Below are 25,526 nucleotides of genomic sequence, written 5' to 3'. Positions count from 1 at the left end.
ACCCCGGCCGCAGCCGCCGGAGCCGTACGGCCCGCCGCCGTACCCCCAACCGCCGCTCGGCTCACCGGGGTTGCCCGCCTACCAGCCGTGGTCGCAGGGCTACCACCCCTACAACCACCCCGCGCCGGTCAACGGCCTCGCCATCGCCTCCCTGGTGTTCGGGGTGCTGTGCTGCCTGCCCGGGGTGGGGCTGGTGCTCGGGCTGGCCGGGCTGCGCCAGATCCGCCGCCGCGGCGAGCGCGGCACGGGGCTGGCCGTGGGCGGCGCGGCGCTGTCCGGGGTGGGGCTCGTGCTGTGGGCGCTGCTGCTCGCGACGGGCGGCGCCTCGGCGCTGTGGCACGGGTTCGAGGACGGCGCACACGGCGGCAGGACCCTCGCGCCGGCCAAGGGCGAGTGCTTCGACACGCCGGGGGGCACGCTCAGCGGTGACACCTACGACGTGGACAGGGTTCCTTGCGCCGGCGCGCACGACGGCGAGGTGTTCGCCACCGTCACGCTCCCCGGCGGCTCCTACCCGGGCGACGACGCGGTCGCCGACACCGCCGACGAGCGCTGCTGGAGCCTGCGGGACGGCTACGCGATGGACGGCTGGGCGGTCCCGCGGGACGTCGACGTGTACTACCTGACGCCGACCGAGGACAGCTGGGCCGCCGGGGACCGCGAGATCACCTGCGTGTTCGGCAACACCGCCGAGGGCGAGGACCTGACCGGGTCGCTGCGCAACGACGAGACCGTCCTCGACGCCGACCAGGTCGCCTATCTGAGGGCCGCTCACGTCCTCAACGCCGCCCTGGACACCGCTCCTGACGAGGAGTACGTCGAGGACGACCTGCCGGGGCACAAGGCCTGGGCGGGCCGGGTGTCGGCCGCGCTGGGCGAACAGGCCCGGATGCTGCGCGCGCACGACTGGCCCGCCGGCGCCCGCGGGCCCGTGACCGCGCTCGCCGCCGGCCTGGACAAGGCGCGCGCGCAGTGGGCCGAGGCCGCGCGGGCCGGGGACGCGGACGCCTTCTACGAGCACTACGACGCCGGCGTCGGCCTCATCGACCCGTCCCGGGGGGTCGCCGCGCGCAGGGCCCTGGGGCTCGCCACCACCGTGCCGGCCGGCGACGACGGATCCGACGCGAGCGTCCAGGTGTGAGGGCGGGCCCGTCCTGGGCAGACAGGGCCTGGGTGAAGCCCTCCCCGGACTTTTGTCATCACATCGAGTGATTCTCTGGCCTTTGCTTGCACGGCTCAACCCACGGTTGCCAGGCTGTTGCTGTCTGTACAACCTGATGGGAGCGGCCAGTGACTTTCGGTGAGCAGCCGGCGTACCTGCGTGTCGCGGGTGATCTCCGCAAGAAGATCGTCGACGGTTCACTGCCGCCCCACACCCGCCTGCCTTCGCAGGCCCGCATCCGCGAGGAGTACGGCGTCTCGGACACGGTCGCGCTGGAGGCCCGCAAGGTGCTGATGGCCGAGGGGCTGGTCGAGGGCCGCTCCGGCTCGGGGACGTACGTGCGCGAGCGGCCCGTGCCCCGGCGGGTCGCCCGCTCCGGATACCGTCCGGCCGGCGGCGCCACCCCGTTCCGCCAGGAGCAGTCCGAAGCCTCGGCGCGCGGTACCTGGGAGTCCAGCAGCGAGCAGACCGAGGCCGGCGTGGCCATCGCCGAGCGGCTCGCGATCCAGGCCGGCGACCGGGTCATGCGCACCAAGTACCTGTTCCGGGAGGGCGGCGAGCCCATGATGCTCTCCACCTCCTGGGAACCCCTCGCCGTCACCGGCCGCACCCCGGTGATGCTCCCCGAGGAGGGGCCGCTCGGCGGGATGGGCGTGGTCGAGCGCATGCGGGCCATCGACGTCATCGTGGACAACGTCACCGAGGAGGTCGGCGCCCGCCCCGGCCTCGCCGAGGAACTGCACCTGCTCGGCGGCGTCCCCGGGCACGTGGTCCTCGTCGTCCAGCGCACCTACTTCGCCTCCGGGCGCCCGGTGGAGACCGCCGACGTGGTCATCCCGGCCGACCGCTACCGGGTCGCCTACCACCTGCCCGTCCGGTGAACGCCCCCGCCCTGACCGTCGTCCGCGCACCCCTCCGCGTGAGGTAGCGCACATTCCGATGCGCCGCCCGGGCCGCCGGCGGTGCCGTACCGCTCCCGACGCCGCCGCGCGAGCCGCAGTGATCCGGCCGTTCTCGCAGGTGGTCCGGGGCGCCTTCGGCATGCCCACGCCCCGGGACAGCCGTGCTGCCGACGGCGCGTTCGGCCTCGTGCGCCCCCGGCGTTCTGGCTCGATGCGTACCTCTTTGTGAAAAGCCGTATTCGCAGCGTGAAGGTTGGGCGTACGCTCGGGCATATGCGGATTGCGGTTTCCTTAGACGGGGCGCGGCGGGGGGCCGGGCCCGGGGGAGGGCGGGGCGGTGCGAGAAGGAGCGCGGGCGGTGGGGGCCATGGGTGAGGGCACGGTGTCCCTGCCCTGGATCGTGATACGGCAGGACGACAACGGCAATCGCTACCGCGTCGGCCGGTACGCGACCCGCGCCGAGGCGCAGCAGATCGCCGACAGCCTCGACGACCGGGGGCACAAGCAGCTCTACTGGGTCGAGCGCATCGGCCATAACGGGGACGGCGCGCAGAACTGACCGGTCGCGCGCTCCCGTAGGCTCCGCCCCATGACGCGTACGACTTCCGGGGCGCAACGGACCGTGGTGGTGGGGGCCGCCCTGCTCGACGGCGGCAGACTGCTGGCCGCGCGCCGCAGCGCACCCGCCGACCTGGCCGGACGCTGGGAGCTGCCCGGTGGCAAGGTCGAGGCGGGGGAGCGGCCCGAGGACGCGCTGGTGCGCGAACTGCGCGAGGAACTGGGCGTCGACGCCGAGCCGGTCGACCGCGTGCCCGGCGAGTGGCCGCTGCGGACGCCGTACGTCCTCCAGGTGTGGACCGTCCGCCTGCTCCCCGGCTCCCCCCTGCCCCGGCCCCTCCAGGACCACGACGAACTGCGCTGGCTGACGCCGGACCGGATCTGGGAGGTCGACTGGCTCGACCAGGACGTCCCCGCGGTCCGCGAGGCGATGGCCGTGATCGGGCACGGGGTGTAGGCGCACGGCCCCCCGGCGGGACGCGCCCGTTCGTGCCACAGTGCGCCCTCTCACGCGGTACTGCCGCCGGGATATCGGGTATGGGCCCATTAACCCCATGAAATCGGACATGGGTGGGCTCGCTGGCCTGGGAAGTGATCGGCGTGATCGACACCGATGGCGACTGCGCCGAGTGGACGTTTCCCGCGGAACCGGGCGCCGTGCGCAGCGCCCGCGCGGCGGTCCGCTCCCAGCTGCACGGCTGGCAGCTGGACTGCGTCGCCGACCTCGCCGCGTTGCTGGTCAGCGAGCTGGTCACCAACTCGCTGCGGCACGCCACCGGTCCCATCGGCGTACGGCTCGTCCGCCCCGCCGGGCTCGACGGCATCCTGCGCGTAGAGGTCTCCGACCCGCTCCCCGACCTGCCGCGCGAGCGCGTCGCCCACCCCGAGGACGAGAGCGGACGCGGCCTTCAGCTGGTCGCCGGCTCCTCCCTCAGCTGGGGCACCCGGCCCGCCGCGAACGGAAAGACCGTCTGGTTCGAACTGGCGGTGCCCGGGTGACGGCTCGGCACGGCACGCGCAGGGGCACGGGGGTGTACAGCCGACGGCGTGCCGTCCATCGTGCGCGCCGGGGGCGCACGTGGTCCCGCGGTGTGTGGTTCGGTGGTGTGTTCCCTGGTTAGAAGAGTGGGAGTGTTGTCACGGACCGGTCCTAAAAGCACCTGGACCGTGCTGTGATCGTGAACACCGTGTTGTGCGGCGCCGTAGTGCTGGATACTGCGGGCAGCCGCCCCCGGTGACCGGTGCCGGACGCGGTGAGCTGGAGGGGACGGTTCGCGTGAGCGAGATACCAGCGAAGGCCACGGAGTCCGAGGACCCGTCGGACGGCGCGAGGAGGCAGGCCGCGGAGGCCGCCGCGGCACCCGGTGACGCCATGTGGCAGAGCAGTCCGCCCGGTTCCATCTACGACTACATCAAGGTCGCGTCCTTCTCCATCAGTCCCGGCGGGCTGGTCGACCAGTGGAGCCTGCGCGCCGAGCAGCTCTTCGGCATCCCCGCCGCACGCGCCGTCGGCATGGACCCCATAGAGGCCTTCATCGACCCCGATCTGCGCGAGCGCGGCCAGCGGAAGATGGCCGAGATCCTCGACGGCCGGGAGTGGACCGGAGTAGTGCCGTTCCGGATGCCCGACCGGCCGGACGGCACGCGCGGTGAAGAGGGCCTGGCCGAGGTGTACGTCATGCCGACGCGCACCGCCGAGGGCGACAAGGCGGCCGTGTGCATCGTCGTGGACGTCCGCACGCTGCGCAGCATCGAGACCGACCTCGCCGCCTCGCAGGCCATCTTCGGTCAATCCCCTTTCGGCTTCCTCCTGATCGACACCGATCTGCGGGTGCGCCGCGCCAACAAGCGGTTCGCCTCCATCTTCGGCGGCACCCCGGACGACCACCGGGGCAAGGGCGTCCACGACTACCTGCCGCGCGGCGAGGCCGAGCGGGTCTCGGCCACGCTGCGACGGGTGCTGGAGAGCGGCGAGTCCATCACCGACATGCACGTCACCGGCTTCGTCCCGGGTTCCGAGGAACGCCGGCACTGGTCGGTCAACCTCTACCGCGTGCAGAGCGGCAGCGGCCGGCCCATCGGCATCGCCTGGCTCGGCACCGACATCACCTCCCGTCGCGCCGCCGCCCGTGAGGCCGCCGCCGCCCGGCGCAACCTCGCCCTGCTCAACGAGGCCGGCGCCCGCATAGGCAACTCCCTCGACCTGGAGACCACGGCCCGCGAACTCCTCGACGTCGTCGTCCCCGGCTTCTGCGACCTCGCCACCGTCGACCTCTACCAGGGCCTGCTGACCGGCGACGAGACCCCGCCCGGCCTCGCCGACGGCAGCGCCGAACTGCGCCGCGTCGCCTACGCCAGCGCCGTCTCCGGTGCGCCCTTCGGCAGTTCCGGCAAGCGCGTCGAGGTCGGCGCGGTCCACCACTTCCCGTTCACCTCGCCCTGCGCGGACGCCCTGCGCACCGCCCGCCCGCAGCACGTGCCCGCCGAGGAGGGCGGTCTCGTGCAGTCCACGCTGGCGGTGCCGATGGTCGCCCACGACACGGTCGTGGGCCTCGCGCAGTTCGCCCGGACGAAGGGCAGCGAGCCGTTCGGCGACCGCGACCGGGACCTCGCGGTCGAACTGGCCGCACGGGCCGCCGTCTGCATCGACAACGCGCGCCTGTACCGCCGGGAGCACGAACGGGCGTTGATACTGCAACGCTCCCTGCTCCCGCCCGGCGACCCCGAGGCGTCCGGCCTGGACATCGCCTGCCGCTACCTTCCCGGCAACGCGGCGACGGAGGTGGGCGGAGACTGGTTCGACGTCATCGAACTCCCCGGTCACCGCACGGCCCTGGTGGTCGGGGACGTCATGGGCCGGGGCCTCAGGGCGGCGGTGGCGATGGGCGAACTCCGCACCGCCGTGCGCACGCTGGCCCTGCTGGACCTGGAACCGGCGGAAGTGCTCTCGGCGTTGGACGAGATCGCGCGGGGCCTCGGCACGCCCGGCGGCATCCAGCAGGCGACCCGGACGGCCCGTCAGCCCCGGGACGCGGACCTCTCCGAGGTGTACCTCGCGACCTGCGTGTACGCCGTGTACGACTCCGTCACCCGACGCTGCACGTTCGCCAACGCCGGGCATCTGCCGCCGGTGCTGGTCGAGCCCGGTGAGGCGGCGCTGATGCTCGACGTGCCGCCCGGCATGCCGCTGGGCGTGGGCGGGGAGCCGTTCGAGGAGGTCGAGGTCGAACTCCCCGAGGGCGCACTCCTCGCGCTCTACACGGACGGCCTGGTCGAATCCCGCGACCACCCGCTGGACGAGGGGCTCCAGGCCTTCGTCGGCGCGCTCACCGACCCCTCCCAGCCCCTGGAGGACGTCTGCGACCACGTCCTCAACACCCTCGACACCCACCACGGCGAGGACGACATCGCCCTGCTGATGGCCCGGGTGCAGGGGCTGCCCGCCGAGTCCGTCGGCGACTGGACGCTGCCGCGCGAGCCGCGCAGTGTGGGCCGGGCCCGGGAGTACGCCCGCGGGCAGCTGCTCTCCTGGGACCTGGAGCCGCTGGTCGACACGACGGAACTGCTGGTCAGCGAGCTGGTGACGAACGCGCTGCGGTACGGCGAGGGGGACATCAGGCTACGGCTGCTGCTGGACCGCACCCTGGTCTGCGAGGTCTGGGACTCCGGCCTGGTCCAGCCCCGGCGCCGCCGCGCCCGGGACACCGACGAGGGCGGACGCGGGCTCCAGCTGGTCGGGCTGCTCAGCGCGGCCTGGGGCTCCCGGCGGACGCCTCGCGGCAAGACGGTGTGGTTCGAGTTGCCGCTGCCCGGCGCGGACGGCGGCCTCACCGACCCGGCGGAGGCCCTGCTGAGCCTGTTCTGACCCCGGACGCCCCCGCGGCCCGCCGGGCTCCGAGGTGCCCCCCAGGCCGCCGCTGACGGTTCGGGGGGCCCGGCCGGACCTACCTGTGCAGCCGGGAGCGGGTGCGGGGGCCGCCGAACGCGGGCGGGGGACCGCCGTCCGGGTCCTCCGCGAGGAGGATCCCGCCCAGGACCGCACCGGCGAGACCGGCCGCGTCCCCCGCCGTTCCGTGGGCCCGGACGTCCCGGCCGGCCAGCCTCCGCGCCTCACCGGCCACGACGTCGGCCCGCCCCGCGTCGCCCGCGCCCTGCTCGCGCGCCGCCTCCGCCAGCCGCGCCCGGGCCTCCGTACCCACCGCCCCCCGGTGCACCCCGACGAACTCCTCCGCCGCGGCGACCGAACTCCGCGCCACGAGCAGCGCCGCCGTGTCCAGCACCCCCGACCGCCCCCCCGTCAGCCGCTCGACGGCCCGGGTGATCCGGCGCAGCGCGTCCAGCGGGTCGTACGGCCCACCGGTCAGCTCCTCGCGGACCGCCGCCAGCACCCCGTCGGCGTACGCCGATCGGGCAGGCGGTTCGTCCGGGGGCGGCGAGGTCTCCCCGGTCTCCCCTCCGACCGCTGCCGGTGCCCCGTCGGCGGGTGCGGGCCGGGCGTCGGGTCCGCCCGGCGCGGGCGACGTGCGTCGGACCGCCGCCACCTGTGCCTCCGCGCCGGTCAGCGCGGCCGGCAGCAGCCCGGCCGCCTCCCGTACCTGGTCCGCGAGCCGCTCCACCCCGCCCACCAGCACCCCCGTCTGGGCCACCGCGCCCTCGGCCGCGCGCAACTGCCACGCGGCCCGCCGTGTCTCGCCCACGTCGGCGGCCTGCCGGGCCTCGTTCAGCCGTGCGCCGGCGAACACCAGCCGGTCCTTGGCCTGTTCGACGTACCCGGTGACGGACCCGGTGGCCGAGGGCGCGTACCGTTCCCGCAGCGCCGCCAGGGTCCGCTGCGCGGCCGTCGTCCGCGCCGCCAGTTCCCGGAACCGCTCCTCGGCCACCCCCAGCGCCGCGCGCATCGCTTCCTCGTCCGCCGTGAGACCGCGCAACCGGTCCAGCGCCTCCGCCTGCGCGTCCAGCCGCCGCCCTGCCTCCGCGCAGCGCCCGATCACCCCGGCCAGCGCCTGACGCCGGGCGCCCGCCTGTCCGGGGACACCCTCCTCGTACCGCCGCCAGAGCGCGAACGCCGCCGACAGCTCCGTCTCGGCGGCGCGCACCGCGTGCGTGAACGGCTCGGTCCGCTGCTCGCCGAAACGTTCCCGCACGAAGGACAGTTCCTCCCGGCTGGTCCGTACGCAGTCGTCGGCCAGCCGCAGTGCCGCCCGGGCCTGGCGCTCGGAGTCGGCCGGGGCGGCCACGGGCGGACGCTTCGGGACGATGCCCGGGGTCGTCCGGGTCCGCGCCCGGCGGGTGCGCCGCACCCAGCCGTATCCGGCCAGGGCCACGGCCGCGACCCCGGCGACGAGCGGCAGCACGAGATCGGCGGTCGACGCGCCGGCCGGCCGCGGCGCGGCGGCGCTCGCCACCGCGCCGGCGGGAGCCACGGGAACCGGATCAGGGGCATCGGCCGTCATCACCGGCAACACCAGCCACCCCGCTCCCACCAGGGCGCCCAGCACGGCATGCGCCACCCGCACCCGTAGGTGCGCGGTGGCCCGCCGGGTCCGGCCCCGGAACTGGGAGGAGGTCACGTTCCGGAGCGTATGGGCAGGTAGACGACTCCGCGAGCGGGATGGACACGGGTGGGGGAGCAGGCGGACAGGGGGACGGAATGGACGAGAACCGGACGCACGGCATCCCGGCGGACGGGCACCGGACCGACCGGCACCCCCCGGCGCCGGACCCCGTCCGGCAGGAGCAGTCCCGGCCGGACGGCCACGACGACCCGGACGGCCTCGACGACCCCGCCGCCCCCGGAACCCAGCCCCCGCCCCCCGTCCGATCCCGCCCCCGCTCCCGCACGCGCCGGCTCCTCCGGGTCGCCGCCGGACTCCTCGCCCTCCTCCTGCTCCCCCTGCTCGCCGCCGAGACGGCCCTCCGGCTCGAGTACACCGGCGATCCGGCCCCCGGCACCCGCACCCGGCACCGGGACGCCCTCTGGCTCGGGCACGCCTGGGTGGACGGGCGGAAGACCGACCGGGACGTCGAGGTCCTCGCCCGCCGCCTGCGGAGCACCGGGATCAGCGATCTGTACGTCCACGCGGGACCCCTGGAACACGACGGGACCCTGCCGGCGTCGGCGTACCCGAAGGCCCGCCGGCTGATCGCGGCCGTCCACCGGGAACTGCCCGGCGTCCGCGTCCAGGCCTGGCTCGGCGACAAGCTGGCCACGGAGAGCCCGGACGGCCTGCGCCTGGAGCGCGCCGCGACCCGGGCGGCGGTCGTCGCCTCGGCCCGGCAGATCCTCGCCGCCGGCTTCCAGGGCACCCACGTCGACCTGGAGCCGCTCCACTCCGGCGACCGCGACTTCCTGTCCCTCCTGGACGACCTGCGCGGCCTCACCCACGCCCGGGGCGCCGTCCTGTCCGTCGCCGCCCACCAGATCGACCCGCTGCCCGCCTTCCACTCCTTCTGGGGAACGGCCACCGGCCACCCCAAGTGGTGGTCGCAGGCGTACTTCGGGCAGGTGGCCCGCCGGGTGGACCAGATCGCCGTCATGTCGTACGACACCATGCAGCCGCTGCCGAGCCTGTACGGCGGCTATGTGGCCCAGCAGACCAGCCTGGCCCTGGAGGTCACCCCCGAGAGCACCGACCTGCTGATGGGCCTGCCCTTCTACCACGAGAACCGGTTCGGTCACCTGGCGCGCGCCGAGACCGTCCCGGCCGCCGTGCGCGGGGTCCGCCTCGGACTGAGCCGCACGGACTCCGGCCGCGCCCGCTTCGGTGTCGCCCTCTACGTGGACTTCGCGGCCACCGAGGCGGACTGGCGGGCGTACCGGGAGGACTGGGCGGCTACGCCCCCGACCGCCTCCTGATCTTCGAACCCAGCCAGACCAGCGGGTCGTACTTGCGGTCCACCGCGCGTTCCTTCAGCGGGATCAGGGCGTTGTCGGTGATCTTGATGTCCTCGGGGCAGACCTCGGTGCAGCACTTGGTGATGTTGCAGTAGCCGAGGCCGTGGTCGTCCTGGGCGGTGCGGCTGCGGTCCAGGCCGGCCCCGGCGGCCGCGTCCAGCGGGTGCATGTCGAGTTCGGCGACGCGCATCAGGTAGCGCGGGCCGGCGAACGCCTCCTTGTTCTCCTCGTGGTCGCGCACCACGTGGCAGGTGTTCTGGCACAGGAAGCACTCGATGCACTTGCGGAACTCCTGCGGGCGGTCCACGTCCTCCTGGAACATGCGGTACTCGCCGGGGCCGAGACCGGGGGGCGGGACGAAGGCGGGGACCTCGCGCGCCTTCCGGTAGTTGAAGCCGACGTCGGTCACCAGGTCCCGGATCACCGGGAAGGCGCGCAGTGGGGTGATCGTGATCGTCTCCGCGCGGTCGAAGACCGACATGCGGGTCATGCACAGCAGCCGGGGGCGGCCGTTGACCTCCGCCGAGCACGAGCCGCACTTGCCGGCCTTGCAGTTCCAGCGCACGGCGAGGTCGGGTGCCTGGGTCGCCTGGAGGCGGTGGACGATGTCCAGGACGACCTCGCCGTCGTTCACCTCGACCGTGAAGTCCTCAAGGCCCCCGCCCCGTTCGTCGCCCCGCCACACCTGGAAGCGGGCTTCGTAGCTGCTCACTCGTACAGCTCCTCTTCGGCGAGGTACTTGACCAGCTCCTCCTTCTCGAAGAGGGCGAGCAGGTCCGGGCGGATGGGGTCGGTGGTCTCGCGGGTCAGGCGGATCTGGCCGCGGGCCGGGTCGGTCGCCGCGAGGCCGCCGGCGGGGTCGGCGAGGGCGCACAGCAGGTTCACGTTGCGCCAGGCCCGGTCCATCCGGGGGTGGTCCTCGCGGGTGTGCCCGCCGCGCGACTCGGTGCGCTCCAGCGCGGCCCGCGCCACGCACTCGCTGACCAGCAGCATGTTCCTGAGGTCCAGGGCGAGGTGCCAGCCGGGGTTGAACTGGCGGTGGCCCTCGACGCCGGCCCGCCGGGCCCGGGTCCGCAGCTCGGCCAGCCTGTGCAGGGCCTGCTCCATCTCGCCCTCGCGGCGGATGATGCCGACCAGGTCGTTCATCGTCTGCTGGAGTTCCTGGTGCAGGGTGTACGGGTTCTCCGGCGGCCCCGCCTCGCCCTCCGCCCCGGCGGAGAACGGCCGCAGCGCCTCCGCCGACGCCGTGCCGACCTGGGCGTCGTCCACGGGCGGGCGCCGGTCCGCCAGCGCCCGCGCGTACTCGGCCGCGTGCCAGCCGGCCCGGCGCCCGAACACCAGCAGGTCGGAGAGGGAGTTGCCGCCGAGCCGGTTGGAGCCGTGCATGCCGCCGGCCACCTCGCCGGCCGCGTACAGTCCGGGCACCCCGCGCGCCGCCGCCGTGTCGGAGTCGACCGCGACGCCGCCCATCACGTAGTGGCAGGTCGGCCCGACCTCCATCGCCTCAGCGGTGATGTCGACGTCCGCCAGCTCCTTGAACTGGTGGTACATGGACGGCAGCCGGCGCCGGATCACCTCGGCGGGCATCCGGGTCGACACGTCCAGGAAGACCCCGCCGTGCGGGGAGCCCCGGCCCGCCTTCACCTCGGCGTTGATCGCGCGGGCCACCTCGTCGCGGGGGAGGAGTTCGGGCGGCCGGCGGTTGTCGTCCGGGTCCTCGTACCACCGGTCGGCCTCCTCCTCCGACTCGGCGTACTTCTCCTTGAAGACGTCCGGGACGTAGTCGAACATGAACCGCTTGCCCTCGGAGTTCCGCAGCACCCCGCCGTCTCCGCGCACCGACTCGGTGACGAGGATGCCCTTCACCGACGGCGGCCAGACCATGCCGGTCGGATGGAACTGCACGAACTCCATGTTCAGCAGCGGGGCGCCGGCCAGCAGCGCCAGCGCGTGCCCGTCGCCCGTGTACTCCCACGAGTTGGACGTGACCTTGAAGGACTTGCCGATGCCGCCGGTCGCGAGGACCACGGCCGGCGCCTGGAGGACGAAGAAGCGCCCGGTCTCACGGTCGTAGGCGAACACGCCCGAGACGCGGTCGCCGTCCTTGAGGATTCTCGTGACCGTGCACTCCTGGAAGACCTTCAGCCGGGACTCGTAGTCCCCGGTCCGGCGGAAGTCCTCCTGCTGGAGCGCGACGGTCTTCTGCTGGAGCGTGCGGATCAGCTCCAGGCCCGTACGGTCGCCCACGTGGGCGAGGCGCGGGTACTCGTGCCCGCCGAAGTTCCGCTGCGAGATGCGGCCGTCCTTCGTGCGGTCGAACAGCGCGCCCCAGGTCTCCAGCTCCCAGACCCGGTCCGGGGCCTCCTGCGCGTGCAGTTCGGCCATCCGCCACTGGTTCAGGAACTTGCCGCCGCGCATGGTGTCGCGGAAGTGGACCTGCCAGGTGTCGTGCTCGTTGGCGTTGGCCATCGCCGCCGCGATGCCGCCCTCGGCCATCACGGTGTGCGCCTTGCCGAACAGCGACTTGCAGATCACGGCCGTGCGGGCGCCCCGCTCGCGCGCCTCGACGGCCGCGCGCAGGCCCGCGCCCCCGGCGCCGATCACGACGACGTCCCACTCCTGCCGGTCGACCACGGACATCGGTTCAGTCCCTCACTGGATCTCTAGAAGAAGCGTGGATCGTCGAAAGCCCCGGACGCGACCAGGTAGACGTAGAAGTCGGCGAGCGCCACGCTCAGCAGCGAGGCCCAGGCCAGCTGCATGTGACGGGCGTTGAGCCGGCCGACGAACCGCCAGGCGCGGTAGCGCACGGGGTGCCGGGAGAAGTGCTTGAGCTTGCCGCCGACGATGTGCCGGCAGGAGTGGCACGAGAGGGTGTACGCCCAGATCAGCGCGATGTTGGCGAGGAAGACCAGGGTGCCGAGGCCCATGTGCCCCCACCGGTAGTGCTGGTCCCGGAAGGACAGCGCGGTGTCGTACGTCAGCACGCCGGCCACCAGCAGGGCGGCGTAGAAGAAGTAGCGGTGGACGTTCTGCAGGACCAGCGGGAAGCGGGTCTCGCCGGTGTACGTCCGGTGCGGCTCGGCCACCGCGCAGGCGGGCGGGGACGCCCAGAAGGCGCGGTAGTACGCCTTGCGGTAGTAGTAGCAGGTCAGCCGGAAGCCGAGCGGGAAGATCAGGATGATGACGGCGGGGGAGATCCCCCACCAGCTCCCGAAGAGGTGGGCGTTGGGCCCGGCGCGCATGGTCCGGCAGTTCTCCGCCAGGCACGGCGAGTAGAACGGCGAGACGTACGGGGCCGCGTAGTAGTGGGCGTTCGCGAAGGCCCGCCACGTCGAGTACACGACGAAGGCCAGCAGGCCGGCCGCGGTGGCGGCGGGCGCCAGCCACCAGCGGTCGGTCCGCAGGTGCGGGGCGGCGATCGCGGCGCGCGTACGGGTGCGTACGCCACCGCCGTTCTGCTGGGGTTCCGTACCAGTGGCCAAGGGGGACTCCGGTCGGTTCGGGGGAGTGTCAGGGGGCGCGGCGGTCGCGGGCGCCCAGGCCCTCGTCGTCCGAGTCCGTCCACAGGCTGATGTCGTAGGGCGCGTCGGAGATGGTGACGAGGTCGGGCCGGCGTGGCGTGGCCGGGGCCGCGGCGGCCTCCCGCAGCAGTGCCACGCTCTCGCGCAGGTGGTCGGCGTCCAGGCGGACGCGGCGTATCTCCAGAGCGCCGCCGAGCTGGTTCTCCAGGCGGCTCACGGACCGGTTGAGGTCGTCGAGACAGCGCTGGACGGCGTTGATGTCGTCGTGCACGGACATGACTTGCCCTCGCTTCCGCGGGTCCGGCGGTCATGGGCGGCAACGTTCATGCGCCTTGGAGTCTCGCGCCTCCCGACCGCCGGTGTGAAGGGATGTGCAGCGATTGGCCGGGGCGTACGGACGCACCGCCCGGTGTGTTGCGCCGCACGGGTGGGCTTACGGGCCGTCGCCGTCGTGTCGCCCACCGTGTCCGGATCCTTTCCTCTTCAGTGGCCGCATAGATCTGATCAGCTCCATATACCGCCAAACGTGATCAGCTCCATATACCGACAAATGTGAGCATAAGGCCCGTGGCTTCCTGGAGGTAGCAGAGATGTCCTACGACGGCGTTGGACAGCGCCCCGAAGCGGCGCGAGGCTCCACCGACGGGCGGCTCCGCCGCGGGGCGCGACCGGCCACGACGCCCCTGCGCACGGCCGGCGGCCGGTCCCGGCACGTGCGGCGCGTCCTGGTCTTCCTCGGCGCGGGCGCCCTCGCCGTCCCGCTGCTCGCCGGCTGCGGCGAGGACGACGAGGCCGGCACCCCCCTCGCACCGCAGGACATCGCTCTGGTCACCCGCGACAAGGTCGCCGACGGCGGCACCCTGAAGTGGGCCGTGGACGCCGTACCGGAGACCCTGAACACCTTCCAGGCCGACGCCGACGCCGGCACCAGCCGGGTCGCCCAGGCCGTGCTGCCGTCCATGTTCCGGCTGGACGCCGCCGGGCGGCCGGTGGCCAACCCGGCCTACCTGGAGTCGGCCGAGGTCATCGAGACCGAGCCGCGCCAGGTCGTGCTGTACAAGCTGAACCAGCAGGCCGTGTGGACCGACGGCCGGGAGATCGGCGCCGCCGACTTCGTCGCCCAGTGGCGCGCCCTGTCCGGCAGGAACAGCGCCTTCTGGACCGCCCGCAACGCCGGCTACGACCGCATCGCCAAGATCGAGCGCGGCGCCAGCGACCTCCAGGTGCGGGTCACCTTCTCCCGCCCCTACGCCGACTGGAAGTCGCTGTTCTCCCCGCTGTACCCGAAGGACGTCATGGGCACCCCGGACGCCTTCAACGACGGCGCCCGGCGCAAGCTGAAGGTCACCGCCGGGCCGTTCAAGGTCGCGAAGGTCGACACCGCCAAGAAGGACGTGGTCCTCACCCGCAATCCGCGCTGGTGGGGCAAGCCCGCCAAGCTCAACGAGATCGTGCTGCACGCCGTGACGCGCGACAAGCGGGCCGCCGCCCTCGCCGACGGCAGCGCGGACCTCGCCGAGGTCGACTCCGCCGACGCCCAGCGCATCGGCCTCGCCCACCGCGAGAAGGGCACCGGCACCCCGCTCCAGGGCGCCGGGGGCAGGACCTCGGCGAAGAAGCTGCGCGACTGGGCGCTCGCGCACGGCTTCGACTCCGACCAGGTGCACGCCGGCAAGGAGAAGCTGCGCAAGGCCGTCACCCGGTACCTGGAGCAGCAGCAGGCGCTGCGGGACGTCGAGGTCCGCAAGTCCCTGGAGCCCGCCTACACCCAGCTCGCCCTCAACGGCTCCACCGGCCCCCTCGCCGACGAACGGGTCCGCCGGGCCGTCGCCCGCGCCCTGGACCGCGGGGAGCTGGCCCGGCTGGTGCTCACCCCGCTGGGGCTGCCCGCCCTACCCGTCGGCAGCCACCTCGCCCTGTCCGGGCAGGCCGCCTACGCCGACGGCAGCGGCGCGATCGGCGGCCAGGACGCCAAGGAGGCGCAGGCGCTGCTCGCCGACGCCGGCTGGGTGCGTGGCGGCCCGCTCAAGGAGCCGAAGAAGCCCGAGAAGGCGGCCGGCCCCCAGCGTCCCACCGAGGACGTGTCGAACGGCGGCAAGGACGGCGAGTACATCGTCGGGGAGGACGACGACGAGAAGGGCCGCGACGACGGGCCCGGCGGCGGGAGCCACGGCGGCACGGACGGCGACGGCAAGAACGAGCGCAAGGAGTCCGCCGGCGACCAGCACGAGCACCCCGACCAGCGTGTCCCGGGAGAGGGCAAACACGGCGGCGCGCCCGGCGCGTACGCCCCGAAGGGCACGGCCGCCCCGGCCGCCGCGCCCGCCGGACCGCTCGCCAAGGACGGCAAGCCGCTCGCGCTGCGCTTCGTCCTGCCCTCCGGGTCCGGCTCGCAGACGCTGAACTCGGTCGGCGAGCGGATCTCCGCGATGCTGGAGCAGGTCGGCATCCGCACGACGATCACCAAGGTCTCGGACGAGAGCTACTTCAAGGACCACATCGCCGCCGGCGACTACGACCTCGCCCTGTACTCCTGGCCGTCCTCCGCGTTCCCGGCGACGGACGCCCGGCCCATCTACGCCAAGCCCGTCGCGGCGGCGGACGGCTCGGTGAACGTCGAGCAGAACTACACTCGGGTCGGCACGGACCAGGTCGACCAGCTCTTCGACCAGGCCGCGACCACGCTGGACGAGGACGAGGCGCGCTCCCTGATCCGCAAGGCCGACGCCCGCATCTGGGCCGCCGCCGGCTCGATCCCGCTCTACCAGCGGCCCCAGCTGGTGGGCGTCCGCAAGAACGTGGTCAACGCGGGGGCCTTCGGCTTCGCGACGCCGGTCTACGAGGACATGGGCTTCTTGAAGAAGGGCGCGAAGGTCTCGCCGAGCCCGGCCAAATAGCCGGCGCCGGGTGCGCCGGAGGCGGCCTGAGCTGCACCGACGTATCCCGGCGAGCTCTGGCGGCGGCGGCCACGTACCATGGGGTGAGGCCGTGGCGTGTCCAGCCCGGCAGGCCCGCGCGGCACGGACGTACGCGCAGGGCAGTCCGCACACTCCGGGAGTACGCCACAATATGGCCACGCGCCACGACATCCGCAACGTCGCCATCGTCGCCCACGTCGACCACGGCAAGACCACCATCGTCGACGGCATGCTGAAGCAGGCCGGTGCCTTCGCCGCCCACCAGCTCGAGCAGGTCGACGACCGCGTCATGGACTCGAACGACCTGGAGCGTGAGAAGGGCATCACGATCCTCGCCAAGAACACGGCGGTGAAGTACCACCCCAAGGACGGCGGGGAGCCCATCACCATCAACATCATCGACACCCCCGGCCACGCCGACTTCGGCGGCGAGGTCGAGCGCGGTCTGTCGATGGTCGACGGTGTCGTGCTGCTGGTGGACGCCTCCGAGGGCCCGCTGCCGCAGACCCGCTTCGTGCTGCGCAAGGCGCTCCAGGCCCGGCTCCCCGTCATCCTGTGCATCAACAAGACGGACCGCCCCGACGCCCGCATCGACGAGGTCGTCAACGAGACCTACGACCTCTTCCTCGACCTGGACGCGGACGAGGAGCAGATCGAGTTCCCGATCGTCTACGCCTGCGGCCGTGACGGCATCGCCTCGCTGACCAAGCCGGACAACGGCACGGTCCCGGCCGACAGCGACAGCCTGGAGCCGTTCTTCTCCACCATCCTGGAGCACATCCCCGCCCCGACCTACGACGAGGACGCCCCGCTCCAGGCGCACGTCACCAACCTGGACGCCGACAACTTCCTCGGCCGTATCGCGCTGCTCCGCGTCGAGCAGGGCGAACTGCGCAAGGGCCAGACGGTCGCCTGGATCAAGCGGGACGGCTCCGTCAGCAACGTCCGCATCTCCGAGCTGATGATGACGGAGGCGCTCACCCGCAAGCCGGCCGAGAAGGCGGGCCCGGGTGACATCTGCGCGGTCGCCGGCATCCCGGACATCATGATCGGCGAGACGCTGGCCGACACCGAGAACCCGGTTGCGCTGCCGCTGATCACGGTGGACGAGCCGGCGATCTCCATGGTGATCGGTACGAACACCTCGCCGCTGGTCGGCCGGGGCGGCACCGGCAAGGGCGCGGACGCCAAGGCGGCCGTGAAGGACCGCAAGGTCACCGCCCGCCAGGTCAAGGACCGCCTGGACCGCGAGCTGATCGGCAACGTCTCGCTGCGCGTGCTGGAGACCGAGCGCCCGGACGCCTGGGAGGTGCAGGGCCGCGGTGAGCTGGCGCTCGCCATCCTGGTCGAGACCATGCGCCGGGAGGGCTACGAACTGACCGTCGGCAAGCCCCGGGTGGTCACCAAGGACGTCGAGGGCAAGGTCTACGAGCCGGTCGAGCGGATGACGATCGACGTGCCCGAGGAGCACATGGGCGCGGTCACGCAGCTCATGGGCGTCCGCAAGGGCCGCATGGACAACATGTCCAACCACGGCTCCGGCTGGGTCCGCATGGAGTTCGTCGTGCCGTCCCGTGGCCTGATCGGTTTCCGTACCGAGTTCCTGACCCAGACCCGCGGCACGGGCATCGCCCACTCCATCCACGAGGGTCACGAGCCCTGGTTCGGTCCGCTGCAGACCCGCAACAACGGCTCCCTGGTCGCCGACCGCGCCGGTGCCGTCACCGCGTTCGCGATGACGAACCTCCAGGAGCGCGGCGTGCTCTTCGTGGAGCCGGGCACCGAGGTGTACGAGGGCATGATCGTGGGCGAGAACTCGCGCGCCGACGACATGGACGTCAACATCACCAAGGAGAAGAAGCTCACCAACATGCGGTCCTCGACGGCCGATGTGACCGAGTCGATCGTGCCCCCGCGCAAGCTGTCGCTGGAGCAGTCGCTGGAGTTCTGCCGTGACGACGAGTGCGTCGAGGTGACCCCGGAGGCCGTTCGCATCCGCAAGGTCGTGCTCGACCAGAGGGAGCGGGCGCGCGCCGCGAGCCGCGCCAAGCACAGCTGATTCCCGGCCACCTTCCCGGCTGTCCGAGCCCGGGTTCCCCCATCGTGGGGGAACCCGGGCTTTTTGCAACCGGTTTTCGGGCGGCCCATGTCCGACATGCGGAGATCGCTGCCCGATAGCCATGTAACAAGTCCGTTTCGCGCCTTCTTCTGACGAACAGTTTGTCCAGATTTTGGAAGGTGTAGGCGTGAGCTGTGACTGAATTGAGATCTACGGGCAGTGGTCGGTGGTCGACCCATGGCAGATAGTTAGCCGCGTAGCGCTCGGGTCAATGGGTCTCGCGCTGTGGGGACAGCGCCGACTCACGAGCACCACTGGGTTTCTGACCCTCCGTCAGGGGTGTCGGAGGGAAGACGGAAACCCTTGCCGGTTGGTGAACACGTGAAGTCATGAGGAGGGAACCCCGGTAACTACGCGCGTCCGACTGCGGTCACGCGCGTTCTCGGAGTACGCGGACACCTCTCACGCTCATACCTGTGAAACGGACGAACCGTGACAAGTCCTATCGATATAGAGGGCGGCGGGGCTTCGATCGTCGTCGACGGCGCACCAGGGCCGGAGACGAAGAGCGAACCCGTGCAGCTCGCGGGCCGGTCCCCCGGCCAGCTGATGTGGCTGCGCTTCAAGCGCGACCGCACGGGCGTCATCTGCGCCGTGGTGGTGATCGGCTACTTCGTCGTCGCCCTGCTGGCACCGCTGCTGGCGAAGCTGCCGGGCACTGATCCGTACACCCTGTACGGACAGGACCCCACCTACGCCGACAAGCCCGTCCTCGACGAATTCGGGCTTCCGCTGGGGTACTTGGGGGGCGTCTCCGGCGACCACTGGTTCGGCGTCGAACCGCAGTACGGCCGCGACCTCTACGCCATGCTGCTGTACGGCATGCGCACCTCGCTGTACATGGCGCTGGGCATCACCGTCCTCATCATGGTCACCGGCATCCTGATCGGCCTGATCGGCGGCTACTTCGGCGGCCGCACGGACTACTGGATCGGCCGGGGCACCGACTTCTTCCTCTCCTTCCCGCAACAGCTGTTCTTCATCGCCTTTATGCCCGTCGTCACGTCGTTCTTCGTGAATCCCCGCGAGGAGACGCCGACCTACTTCCGCGCCCTGGCCATGCTGATCGTGCTGTGGCTGCTGGGCTGGATGGGCATGGCCCGACTGGTCCGCTCGACCGTACTGTCCCTGCGCGAACGGGAGTTCGTGGAGGCGGCCAAGGTGTCGGGCGCCTCGCCGTGGCGGATCGTGCGCAAGGAGATCCTGCCCAACGTCGTCACCCCGATCCTGGTGCAGTTCACGTACCAACTGCCCAGCACCATCCTCAGCATCGCCTTCCTGTCCTTCGCGGGCGTCGGGTTCGTCGAGCCGACGCCCGACTGGGGACGCCTCTTCGCCGCCGGCGCCCGGTACGCCGAGCAGGACCCGGCGTTCATGTTCTTCCCCGGGGTGGCGCTGGTGATCTTCGTCCTGTGCTTCAACCTCCTCGGGGACTCCGTACGGGACGCGTTCGACCCCAAGTCCGGGCGGTAGGTCGTCCGTTGGGTGGGGGGTGGCTGCCGCCCCCGCCGGCCCGCACCCGGCCGGCGCCCGGCAGATCTCACGGATAACAACCGACAGGTAGGTGGATTCGCCACATGATGTCTCATCGCGCCCGCGGAGCGCGTGCCGTAGTGATCGCCATCGCGGCCGGCTCCCTGGCTCTCACGGGCTGCTCCAAGAACGAGGGCGGCAAATCCGGCAGGGACTCCAAGAAGGACCAGAAGGAAGCGGCGGTCCAGTCCAAGGCGGTCACCTACGTCGACGCCGCGGGCTCGACCGGACCCGCGAAGGACGTGCCCGGCGCCAAACCCGGCGGCACGATCACGGTGTACCAGGAGGCGGGCCTGTCCCACCTGGACCCCGCCCAGATCTACGTCTCCGACGCCGGCCAGGTCGCCAACCTGCTCTTCCGCCGCCTGACCCAGTTCCAGGAGGACGACAAGGGCAACGTGTCCGTCGTCGGTGACCTCGCCACCGACTCCGGCAAGTCCTCCGACGGCGGCAAGACCTGGACCTTCACGCTGAAGGACGGCATCAAGGACGAGAACGGCAACCCGATCACGTCGGCCGACGTCCGGCACACCGTCGAGCGCCAGTACGCGAAGTTCATCTTCGACGGCCCGACCTACCTCCAGACCTGGCTGAGCGGTGCGGACTACCGCAAGGCCCTGCCCGGCGGCGGCTTCGACGGCAAGCACCTGCCGGCCTCGGTGCTCGACACCCCGGACGACAAGACGGTGGTCTTCCACTTCGACCAGTCGCGCCCGGACCTGCCGCAGACGCTCGCCATGACCGGCTACGCCGTCGTCCCGGCGAAGGGCGACACCAAGGAGGGCTACGAGAAGAAGCCGGTCTCCACCGGCCCGTACAAGATCGCCGAGAACAAGCCCGGCAAGACCCTGAAGATGGTCAGGAACACCAACTGGGACCCGAAGACCGACTCCGTGCGCCACCAGTACGTGGACGGCTTCACCATCCAGTTCGGCGTCACCGAGTCCACCCAGACCAAGCGTCTGATCGCGGACAAGGGCGAGAACAGGAACGCCATCCAGCTCACCAACGGCGTCGAGGCCACGCAGATCCAGGACGTCATCAACAACCCGGAGGCCAGCAAGCGCACGGTCAAGGGTTATCAGCCCTACGTGATGACGCTGGCCTTCAACCTCGACCGGGTCAAGGACAAGAAGGTCCGCGAGGCCATCACCTACGCGGTCAACTCCAAGTCCCTCATCGCCGGAGAGGGCGGTGCCTACGGCGGTGACGTCGCGCCGAACTACTTCGCGCCGACGCTGCCCGGCTACGAGGCGAGCTACGACCCCTACGGCCGTCTGAAGACCCCGCAGGGCAACATCGCCAAGGCCAAGGAGATCCTCAGCGGCGTCCCGGCCGGCGAGAAGAAGATCGTGTTCGCCTACCCCAACAGCGAGGCCGGCCAGAAGCGCAAGGTCGCCATCGAGGACGCCCTGACCAAGGTCGGGATCGACGTCGTCGCCAAGGAGGTCGACTCGGCGAGCTACTACGAGCAGATCGGCAAGCTCGACAACCCGTACGACGCCTACATCACCGGCTGGGGCCAGGACTGGCCGTCCCCGGGCACCGTCGTCACCCCGATCTACGACGGCACGCAGGTCTTCGACGGCTCCGCGAACTACTCGCACGTCAAGGACCCGAAGGTCGACGCCCTCATCAAGAAGGCCGTGACGCAGAACCCGACCGACGCCGCCAAGACCTGGAAGGAAGCGCACCACTACCTGCTGGAGAACGTCATCCCGGCGGCCCCGCTGTGGTACACGAAGCAGTTCCAGATCTCCGGCTCCAACGTGGGCGGTGCCCGCTACGGCTCGGTGTCCAGCCTCATCGACATCACCCGGCTGTACCTGAAGTCGTGACCCGCGGCTGACCCAGGGGGCGCGCTCGGCAGCGAGCGCGCCCCCTGTCCGAGGGCCCCCTACCCACCGTCTCCGCAGAGAGCCAGCCCGCCATGCTTCAGTTCATCATCCGGCGCACGGTCGGCGCCTTCGTCACGCTCTTCCTCATCGGGGCGGCGACGTTCTTCCTCTTCGTGGCCGCACCCTCCGACTACGCCTCCCTGGCCTGCGGCAAGGACTGTTCGCCCCAGCGGCTGGCGGACATCCGGGAGGCCCTCGGGCTCAACCTGCCCCTGGCCCAGCAGTTCTGGGACTTCATGTCCGGCATCGTGACGGGCCGCGACTTCCCGACCGGGCACTGCTCGGCCCCCTGCCTGGGCGTGTCGTTCTACTCGGGGGACATGGTCTGGAGCACCATCATGGACCGGTTCCCGCTGACCCTCACCCTGACCGCCGGCGGCGCGATCGTCTTCCTCGTCATCGGCATCGGCGCGGGCATGATCGCCGCCTACCGGCGCGGGACCCTGGTCGACAAGGTCGCCACCGGCGCGTCCATGGTGCTCAGCTCGTTCCAGATCTACTTCCTCGGCCCGATCGTGCTGACGGTCCTCGTCTACAGCACCGGCTGGATGGAGGACCCCAGGTACGTGCCCCTCACCCAGGACCCGGTCGGCTGGTTCGTCGGGATGTCGATCCCGGTCTGCGTGATGGCCACGATCTTCACCGCGCAGTACACCCGTATGGCGCGCTCCTCGATGATCGAACAGCTCGCCGAGGACCATGTGCGCACCGCCCGGGCCAAGGGCATGTCACGCAAGTACGTCTTCCTGCGCTACGCCTGGCGCGGCTCGCTCATCCCGATCGTCACGGTGCTCGGCATCGATGTCAGCTCCATGCTGGGCGGTGCCGTCGTCACCGAACTGACCTTCTCCCTCCAGGGGATCGGCCGGCTGGCCGTGGACGGCGCGGTCAACAAGGACCTGCCGCTGACGATGGGGGTCATGCTGTTCGGCGCCTTCTTCATCCTGGTCATCAACATCCTGACCGACATCACCTACGCGTGGATCGACCCCCGCATCCGGCTCTCCTAGGAAGAACCAGCCATCGTGACCACAGTGACCAAGGCCGAGGGGGCGCCGGCCCCGGCCGGGCCGGACGGATTCCTCTCGGTACGCGATCTCCAGGTGACGTTCTCCACCGAGGACGGCCCGGTCAAGGCCGTCGACGGCCTCTCCTTCGACCTGCACCGCGGCAGGACCCTCGGCATCGTGGGCGAGTCGGGCTCGGGGAAGTCGGTCACCAACCTGACGGTCCTCGGGCTGCACGACCCGATGTACACGACGATCGACGGGGAGATCCTCCTCGAAGGCAAGGAACTGATCACCGCCACCGAGAAGGAGATGGAGAAGCTCCGCGGCAACCGGATGGCGATGATCTTCCAGGACCCGCTCACCGCGCTGTCGCCCTTCTACACCATCGGCCGGCAGATCGCCGAGCCGTACATGAAGCACACGGGCGCCTCCAAGCGGGCCGCCTGGGAGCGGGCCGTGGAGATGCTCGCCAAGGTCGGCATCCCCAACCCCAAGGAGCGCGCGCGGGACTACCCGCACCAGTTCTCCGGCGGCATGCGCCAGCGCGCGATGATCGCCATGGCGCTGGTCTGCGACCCGGACCTGCTGATCGCCGACGAGCCGACCACGGCGCTGGACGTGACCGTGCAGGCCCAGATCCTGGACCTGCTCAAGGATCTCCAGCGGGAGTTCGGCACGGCGATCGTCTTCATCACCCACGACCTCGGGGTCATCGCCGACACGGCCGACGACATCATGGTCATGTACGCCGGGCGCGCGGTGGAGCGCGGCACCGTCGACGAGGTGCTCAGCGCGCCGCTGCACCCGTACACCTGGGGTCTGCTGAACTCCATGCCCCGGCTGGACTCCGACCTCGGCACCCCGCTCTCGCCGATCCCCGGCACCCCGCCGAGCCTGCTCAACCCGCCGACCGGCTGCCGCTTCCACCCCCGGTGCACCTTCCGGGACCGGGTCGAGGGTGACCGGTGTGTCACCGAGCGCCCGCTGCTGGGACCGGACCGTTCCTCGGCGTGCCATCTGAGCGCGGAGCGGAAGCGCACCATCTTCAACGAAGAGATCAGGCCCCGTCTGGGCTAGGAGGACAACCGTCATGACAGAGGACCTGGTCCTCCCCACCCCCCGCGAGGCCGGTGACGACACGGCGTCGCAGCCGCTGCTGAAGGTCTCCGGGCTGGTCAAGCACTTCCCCGTCAAGGGCGGCTTCCCGATCCGGCGGACGGTCGGCGCGGTGCAGGCCGTCGACGGCCTGGACTTCCAGGTCGGCGAGGGCGAGAGCTTCGGCCTGGTCGGCGAGTCGGGCTGCGGCAAGTCGACCACCGGCCGGCTCATCACGCGCCTGCTGGAGCCGACCCGCGGCACGATCACCTACCGCGGCCGGGACATCAGCCACGCCAACCGCAGGCAGCTGGCGCCGATCCGCTCCGAGATCCAGATGATCTTCCAGGACCCGTACTCGTCGCTGAACCCGCGGCAGACGGTCGGCAAGATCATCTCGGGGCCGATGGAGATCAACGGCATCCATCCTGAGGGCGGCCGGGAGAGGCGGGTCCGTGAGCTCCTGGAGATCGTCGGTCTCAACCCCGAGCACTACAACCGGTTCCCGCACGAGTTCTCCGGCGGCCAGCGCCAGCGCATCGGCGTCGCCCGCGCGCTTGCCCTGGAACCCAAGCTGATCGTCGCGGACGAGCCGGTGTCCGCGCTGGACGTGTCGATCCAGGCCCAGGTCGTCAACCTGCTCCAGAAGGTGCAGCGGGAACTGGGCATCGCGTTCGTGTTCATCGCCCACGACCTGGCCGTCGTGCGCCACTTCTCCCAGCGTGTCGCGGTGATGTACCTCGGCAAGATCATCGAGGTGGGCGACCGGGACTCCATCTACACCCGGCCGCGGCACCCCTACACCCACGCCCTGCTGTCCGCCGTCCCCGAGGTGACCCTGACGGAAGGGGAGGGGCGGCACCGTGAGCGCATCCGCCTCGCCGGTGACGTGCCGTCCCCCATCTCCCCGCCGTCGGGCTGCCGCTTCCGCACCCGCTGCTGGAAGGCACAGGACAAGTGCGCGGCCGAGGAGCCTCCGCTGCTCCGGCTCTCCGGCAACCGCGACGGCCACCTGACGGCCTGCCACTTCCCGGAGGAGCCGACCATCGGGGCCCGTGAGGAGGACATCGTCCTGGACCCGGCACTGGCGGCACTGGAGGAGGACCAGACGGGCTGAGGGCCCTTCGTCTGGATCCGGCCCGATCCAGACGGAAGACCCTAGGCTCCCGTGCCGGCCCGGCGGGCCACCGTGATGATCTCCGGGGAGGCGTCCGTCAGCGGGCCCCGGTTCCAGTCGCCGTACTGTTCGGTGACGGCCAGGCCCGCCTCGGCGAGGAACGTCTCCAGCGTGCCGGCGTCCAGGAAGCGCAGGACGCTGTGGTTGACCCGGGGAGCGGGCCAGCCGGGGCCGGCGTAGGTCTCGGTGAAGCGGATGCGGCCCCGGTCGGGGCCGTCGCCCCGCACCTCGTGCCAGACCCGCACCGCGGTGCCGTCGGCGGCGCTGATCTCGTGCACCCGGTCCGGCGTCCACCGCTCCCAGGCGCGGGCACCCGGATTGCGGGTCTCGAAGACGAACCGTCCCCCGTCCCGCAGGGCCGCGCGGGCAGCGCGCAGGCAGACCCGGATCTCCTCGTCCGTCACGAGCTCCTGGAAGGCGTGCCCGGTCATGACGACGAGGTCGAACTCCTCCTGCCACCGCCGCACTCGCACGTCGCCGAGCACCCACTCGACGTCCGGCCGCGCCCGCCGGGCCTGCACGAGCATGGCGGCGGCCGGGTCGAGGCCCATCAGCCGTCCTCGGTGCCCCTCGGCCCGGGCCCGCCGCAGCAGCCGGCCGGTGCCGCACCCGATGTCCAGCACGCGGCCGGCGTCCCGCAGCAGACCGAGGTAGAAGTCGTCACCCGGTCCCCAGGGATTGAGGCTGTCGTACAGCGCGGCGAGCGAGAGATCGGCAAAGACGTGATCCACCACC

General features: G+C 71.7%; 20 protein-coding genes. 14 read left to right on the top strand and 6 right to left on the bottom strand.

Features of this window, described 5'->3' with window-relative positions; genetic code table 11:
* The first annotated feature begins 70 nt into the window (after positions 1-70).
* From AB0947_RS37090 to AB0947_RS37065, 6 genes are all read left to right on the top strand, one after another.
* Positions 71-1,141: a DUF4190 domain-containing protein gene (locus tag AB0947_RS37090; protein ID WP_366754808.1), complete on the top strand. Its 1,071-nt coding sequence runs from the start codon at positions 71-73 to the stop codon at positions 1,139-1,141.
* A 149-nt stretch (positions 1,142-1,290) separates the two neighbouring features.
* A complete protein-coding gene (locus tag AB0947_RS37085) occupies positions 1,291-2,043 on the top strand; it encodes a GntR family transcriptional regulator (protein WP_366754785.1) in 753 nt (250 codons plus the stop codon).
* A 388-nt stretch (positions 2,044-2,431) separates the two neighbouring features.
* Positions 2,432-2,623, top strand: coding sequence for an SPOR domain-containing protein (locus tag AB0947_RS37080; protein WP_366754784.1), 192 nt, complete (start codon positions 2,432-2,434; stop codon positions 2,621-2,623).
* Positions 2,624-2,653: 30 nt separating this feature from the next.
* Entirely contained in the window at positions 2,654-3,079 is a 426-nt protein-coding gene (locus AB0947_RS37075; protein ID WP_366754783.1) for a (deoxy)nucleoside triphosphate pyrophosphohydrolase, read from the top strand.
* A gap of 113 nt (positions 3,080-3,192) precedes the next feature.
* Entirely contained in the window at positions 3,193-3,621 is a 429-nt protein-coding gene (locus AB0947_RS37070; RefSeq protein WP_366754782.1) for an ATP-binding protein, read from the top strand.
* 277 nt (positions 3,622-3,898) lie between these two features.
* On the top strand, positions 3,899-6,487 hold the full coding sequence (locus tag AB0947_RS37065; protein WP_366754781.1) for a SpoIIE family protein phosphatase: 2,589 nt from the start codon (positions 3,899-3,901) through the stop codon (positions 6,485-6,487).
* Positions 6,488-6,566: 79 nt separating this feature from the next.
* Here the strand turns inward: AB0947_RS37065 and AB0947_RS37060 are convergent, their stop codons facing one another.
* Positions 6,567-8,192, bottom strand: coding sequence for a hypothetical protein (locus tag AB0947_RS37060; RefSeq protein WP_366754780.1), 1,626 nt, complete (start codon positions 8,190-8,192; stop codon positions 6,567-6,569).
* An 80-nt stretch (positions 8,193-8,272) separates the two neighbouring features.
* On the opposite strand from AB0947_RS37060, the gene AB0947_RS37055 reads away from it, so the two are divergent.
* The gene (locus tag AB0947_RS37055) at positions 8,273-9,478 is read left to right on the top strand and encodes a hypothetical protein (RefSeq protein ID WP_366754779.1); all 1,206 of its coding nucleotides are present in this window, start codon (positions 8,273-8,275) and stop codon (positions 9,476-9,478) included.
* On the opposite strand, the gene AB0947_RS37050 is transcribed toward AB0947_RS37055, so the two are convergent.
* Genes AB0947_RS37050 through AB0947_RS37035 form a run of 4 tightly spaced genes read right to left on the bottom strand, consistent with a single transcriptional unit; the run spans position 9,456 to position 13,318 of the window.
* Positions 9,456-10,229: a succinate dehydrogenase/fumarate reductase iron-sulfur subunit gene (locus tag AB0947_RS37050; protein WP_366754778.1), complete on the bottom strand. Its 774-nt coding sequence runs from the start codon at positions 10,227-10,229 to the stop codon at positions 9,456-9,458. The genes AB0947_RS37055 and AB0947_RS37050 overlap by 23 nt on opposite strands.
* Entirely contained in the window at positions 10,226-12,157 is a 1,932-nt protein-coding gene (locus AB0947_RS37045) for a fumarate reductase/succinate dehydrogenase flavoprotein subunit (RefSeq protein WP_366754777.1), read from the bottom strand. Before AB0947_RS37045 ends, AB0947_RS37050 begins: the two co-directional genes overlap by 4 nt.
* A gap of 23 nt (positions 12,158-12,180) precedes the next feature.
* On the bottom strand, positions 12,181-13,002 hold the full coding sequence (locus AB0947_RS37040; protein ID WP_366754776.1) for a hypothetical protein: 822 nt from the start codon (positions 13,000-13,002) through the stop codon (positions 12,181-12,183).
* A gap of 28 nt (positions 13,003-13,030) precedes the next feature.
* On the bottom strand, positions 13,031-13,318 hold the full coding sequence (locus AB0947_RS37035; protein WP_366754775.1) for a hypothetical protein: 288 nt from the start codon (positions 13,316-13,318) through the stop codon (positions 13,031-13,033).
* Positions 13,319-13,631: 313 nt separating this feature from the next.
* Between AB0947_RS37035 and AB0947_RS37030 the strand changes: the two genes are divergently transcribed.
* The 7 genes from AB0947_RS37030 to AB0947_RS37000 all read left to right on the top strand — a co-directional run bounded on the left by AB0947_RS37030 (position 13,632) and on the right by AB0947_RS37000 (position 24,731).
* The gene (locus AB0947_RS37030) at positions 13,632-15,938 is read left to right on the top strand and encodes an ABC transporter family substrate-binding protein (RefSeq protein ID WP_366754774.1); all 2,307 of its coding nucleotides are present in this window, start codon (positions 13,632-13,634) and stop codon (positions 15,936-15,938) included.
* Between the two features lie 172 nt (positions 15,939-16,110).
* Positions 16,111-18,018 carry a translational GTPase TypA gene (gene typA / locus AB0947_RS37025; RefSeq protein ID WP_366754773.1) on the top strand — a complete coding sequence of 636 codons (1,908 nt, stop codon included), beginning with the start codon at positions 16,111-16,113 and terminating at the stop codon, positions 18,016-18,018.
* A 492-nt stretch (positions 18,019-18,510) separates the two neighbouring features.
* A complete protein-coding gene (locus AB0947_RS37020) occupies positions 18,511-19,551 on the top strand; it encodes an ABC transporter permease (protein WP_366754772.1) in 1,041 nt (346 codons plus the stop codon).
* Between the two features lie 104 nt (positions 19,552-19,655).
* Positions 19,656-21,449, top strand: a complete 1,794-nt coding sequence (locus tag AB0947_RS37015; RefSeq protein WP_366754771.1) for an ABC transporter substrate-binding protein — start codon at positions 19,656-19,658, stop codon at positions 21,447-21,449.
* Between the two features lie 92 nt (positions 21,450-21,541).
* Positions 21,542-22,519: an ABC transporter permease gene (locus AB0947_RS37010; protein WP_366754770.1), complete on the top strand. Its 978-nt coding sequence runs from the start codon at positions 21,542-21,544 to the stop codon at positions 22,517-22,519.
* 15 nt (positions 22,520-22,534) lie between these two features.
* Positions 22,535-23,596 (top strand): ABC transporter ATP-binding protein, encoded by a 1,062-nt coding sequence (locus tag AB0947_RS37005; protein ID WP_366754769.1) that lies wholly within the window; start codon positions 22,535-22,537, stop codon positions 23,594-23,596.
* A gap of 13 nt (positions 23,597-23,609) precedes the next feature.
* On the top strand, positions 23,610-24,731 hold the full coding sequence (locus tag AB0947_RS37000) for a dipeptide ABC transporter ATP-binding protein (protein ID WP_366754768.1): 1,122 nt from the start codon (positions 23,610-23,612) through the stop codon (positions 24,729-24,731).
* 41 nt (positions 24,732-24,772) lie between these two features.
* On the opposite strand, the gene AB0947_RS36995 is transcribed toward AB0947_RS37000, so the two are convergent.
* Positions 24,773-25,525 (bottom strand): class I SAM-dependent methyltransferase, encoded by a 753-nt coding sequence (locus AB0947_RS36995; protein WP_366754767.1) that lies wholly within the window; start codon positions 25,523-25,525, stop codon positions 24,773-24,775.
* Between the last annotated feature and the right edge of the window lies 1 nt (position 25,526).

The sequence above is a fragment of the Streptomyces sp. NPDC047841 genome (genome assembly GCF_040704085.1).
GTDB classification, from domain to species: Bacteria; Actinomycetota; Actinomycetes; order Streptomycetales; family Streptomycetaceae; genus Streptomyces; species Streptomyces argyrophylli.
The sequence above is the reverse complement of the archived record's forward strand: the minus strand, read 5'-3'. Positions and strand labels throughout refer to the sequence as shown.

Coding starts and splice junctions, on each gene's coding strand:
- AB0947_RS37080 (WP_366754784.1), top strand. CDS start 2,432: ATGGGTGAGGGCACGGTGTCCCTGCCCTGGATCGTGATACGGCAGGAC.
- AB0947_RS37075 (WP_366754783.1), top strand. CDS start 2,654: ATGACGCGTACGACTTCCGGGGCGCAACGGACCGTGGTGGTGGGGGCC.
- AB0947_RS37055 (WP_366754779.1), top strand. CDS start 8,273: ATGGACGAGAACCGGACGCACGGCATCCCGGCGGACGGGCACCGGACC.
- AB0947_RS37045 (WP_366754777.1), bottom strand. CDS start 12,157: ATGTCCGTGGTCGACCGGCAGGAGTGGGACGTCGTCGTGATCGGCGCC.
- AB0947_RS37035 (WP_366754775.1), bottom strand. CDS start 13,318: ATGTCCGTGCACGACGACATCAACGCCGTCCAGCGCTGTCTCGACGAC.
- AB0947_RS37030 (WP_366754774.1), top strand. CDS start 13,632: ATGTCCTACGACGGCGTTGGACAGCGCCCCGAAGCGGCGCGAGGCTCC.
- typA (WP_366754773.1), top strand. CDS start 16,111: ATGGCCACGCGCCACGACATCCGCAACGTCGCCATCGTCGCCCACGTC.
- AB0947_RS37015 (WP_366754771.1), top strand. CDS start 19,656: ATGATGTCTCATCGCGCCCGCGGAGCGCGTGCCGTAGTGATCGCCATC.
- AB0947_RS37010 (WP_366754770.1), top strand. CDS start 21,542: ATGCTTCAGTTCATCATCCGGCGCACGGTCGGCGCCTTCGTCACGCTC.
- AB0947_RS37000 (WP_366754768.1), top strand. CDS start 23,610: ATGACAGAGGACCTGGTCCTCCCCACCCCCCGCGAGGCCGGTGACGAC.